Consider the following 2,151-nt stretch of genomic DNA (forward strand, 5'->3'; position numbering starts at 1 on the left):
GCCCCGCGCGCCGAATCGGACCTGCTCCGTGCGGCGACCCTGGCCGGGCTGCAGCGCGTCATGCAGGCCCTGGGCGCCTTCGCGTTCCTGTCGAACGTCAAGGGCAAACGAGCCTTCCGCGACCACATCCCATTGGCATGGAATCACTTACATGATCTGTTGCGCGACCTGGACCGCCTCCCGCCTCCCGCTCCCCGCATGGCAAAACTCCACCGCCTTGTTGCAATAATCACTATTGATCAATAATTCTGACGATGGTATAATTATTGACATGGAGACCGGCCAGGTGTGCCGGTCATGCCCCCTCGCCGTCGCGAACCGGGAGACCGACATGACTACCTTGCGCCTGCTGCTGCTGTTCTGCCTGATCGCCGCCGTGCCCGCGCTGGCCGATTCCCTGGTCATCCCCCTGACGGATCTCGACGGGACGTACGTCGCGAGGTTCGGGGAGAGCGCCCGGACCACCACCTTCACCCTCGCGCCCGAGGTCGGCTCGATCGACGACCTGTCGATCCACTGGACCGGCGAGGCCTTCAACGGGCAGCGCCGTGACGGCGACGGCGTCCTCGTGGACTGGGTCGCCGATCTGGTCGCCTTCGTGCCCGACCCCCAGGGCGGTTTCCTGTGGGCCATCACGATGCCGCTGACCGGCGCTTTCGACCTCAGCACGCCGTTCCTGACCGTCGGCGGCACCGCCGTGGCGAGCTGGGCGTTCCTGCTGGACGGCCCCGTCCAGGTCGGCCTGGCCCTGGTCGCCAGCCAGGACGACGACATGGAGATCGTGGCCTGGCCCGAGGCGCGGCTCGACACCGCCGCCATCGAGGCCGGCACCTACGTCGGCAACGAGGACGCCACCTGGGGCGGCGTGAAGGTCCTCTATCGTTGATCCGCTTCCGGCAGGTGAGGGAAGGCGGAGCGCCGGTCGCTGTGGGCCGGCGCTCTGCATTTCGATTTGCCGTCCCGCGGCACCGGCTTACTCTGGCACCACCTGAAGGGAGCACGTGATGAGCGACAGGATCCAGGTGGCGGTGGACTCCGAGATCGGCGGGCTGGAGGCGGTCCTGCTGCACCGGCCGGGCCCCGAGATCGAGAACATGACGCCGCAGAACGCCGAGCGGGCGCTCTACAGCGACATCCTCAACCTGCAGGAGGCCGCGGCGGAGTACGCCGTGCTGGAGGGGGTGCTGGCCCGCAGCGCGCGGGTCCTGCACGTGGACGAGCTGCTGGCGGACGTGCTCGCCGACGAGGCGGCGCGATCCGCGCTGCTGAGACGCATCTGCGCGCGCGAGGGCGTCGATCGGCTCGAGGGCGTCCTGGCGGCGCTGCCCGCCGCGGAGCTGGCGCGGCGCCTCGTGGAGGGCATCGCCCTGGAGCCGGCGTCGCTGACCGACCACCTCAGCGCCGAGCGCCACGCCCTGCGCCCCCTGCACAACCTGTTCTTCATGCGCGACGCGGCGGCCGTGGTCGGCGACCGCGTCCTGGTCGGCCGCATGGCCAGCGCGGTGCGCGAGCGCGAGGCGGTCATCCTCGAGGCGGTGCTGCGGTGCCACCCGGACCTGCGCGCGCGCACCGTCGAGCCGGAGCCGCCGGTCGGCGCCGCCCTGAAGCTCGAGGGCGGCGATGTGCTGGTCGCGCGCGAGGACCTGCTGATCTTCGGCCTCGGCCAGCGCACCTCGCCGCAGGCGGTCGACTTCGTCGTCGAGCGGCTGCGCGAGACCCGCGGGCGCTTCGACGTCGTGGTGCAGGAGCTGCCGGCGGCGCCGGAGTCGTTCATCCACCTCGACATGGTCTTCACCATCCTGGACCGCGACGCCTGCCTGATCTACGAGCCCGTGATCACGGGGCCGTCGCGCCTGCGCACGGTGCACCTGCGCGTCGAGGGGGGGCGCGTCGTCTCGATCCGCGAGGACGAGCACCTGCTGGACTGCCTGCGCCGGCTCGGGCTGGACCTCGAGCCGGTGGCCTGCGGCGGCCACACCGATCCCTGGCTCCAGGAGCGCGAGCAGTGGCACTCCGGCACCAACAGCTTCGCGCTGGCGCCGGGGCGCGTGATCGTCTACGCGCGCAACGTCCACACGGTCGAGGAGCTGGACCGCCACGGCTTCGCGGTCGTCGAGGCCCGCGACGTGGCCGAGGGGCGCGTCGATCCCG

General features: G+C 71.0%; 3 protein-coding genes. All 3 read left to right on the forward strand.

Annotated elements, in window-relative coordinates; all coding sequences use genetic code 11:
• The coding region (locus Q7W29_13110; protein MDO9172759.1) for a hypothetical protein at nucleotides 1-246 on the forward strand (246 nt) is incomplete at its 5' end.
• An 85-nt stretch (nucleotides 247-331) separates the two neighbouring features.
• Nucleotides 332-886, forward strand: coding sequence for a hypothetical protein (locus Q7W29_13115; GenBank protein ID MDO9172760.1), 555 nt, complete (start codon nucleotides 332-334; stop codon nucleotides 884-886).
• Nucleotides 887-1,004: 118 nt separating this feature from the next.
• A partial coding sequence (locus Q7W29_13120; GenBank protein MDO9172761.1) for an arginine deiminase family protein occupies nucleotides 1,005-2,151 on the forward strand: 1,147 nt, incomplete at its 3' end.

It is taken from the genome of bacterium, assembly GCA_030654305.1.
Taxonomy (GTDB): domain Bacteria; phylum Krumholzibacteriota; class Krumholzibacteriia; order LZORAL124-64-63; family LZORAL124-64-63; genus PNOJ01.

Excerpts from the sequence above, each read along its gene's own strand:
- Q7W29_13115 (MDO9172760.1), top strand. The coding sequence starts at position 332 with ATGACTACCTTGCGCCTGCTGCTGCTGTTCTGCCTGATCGCCGCCGTG.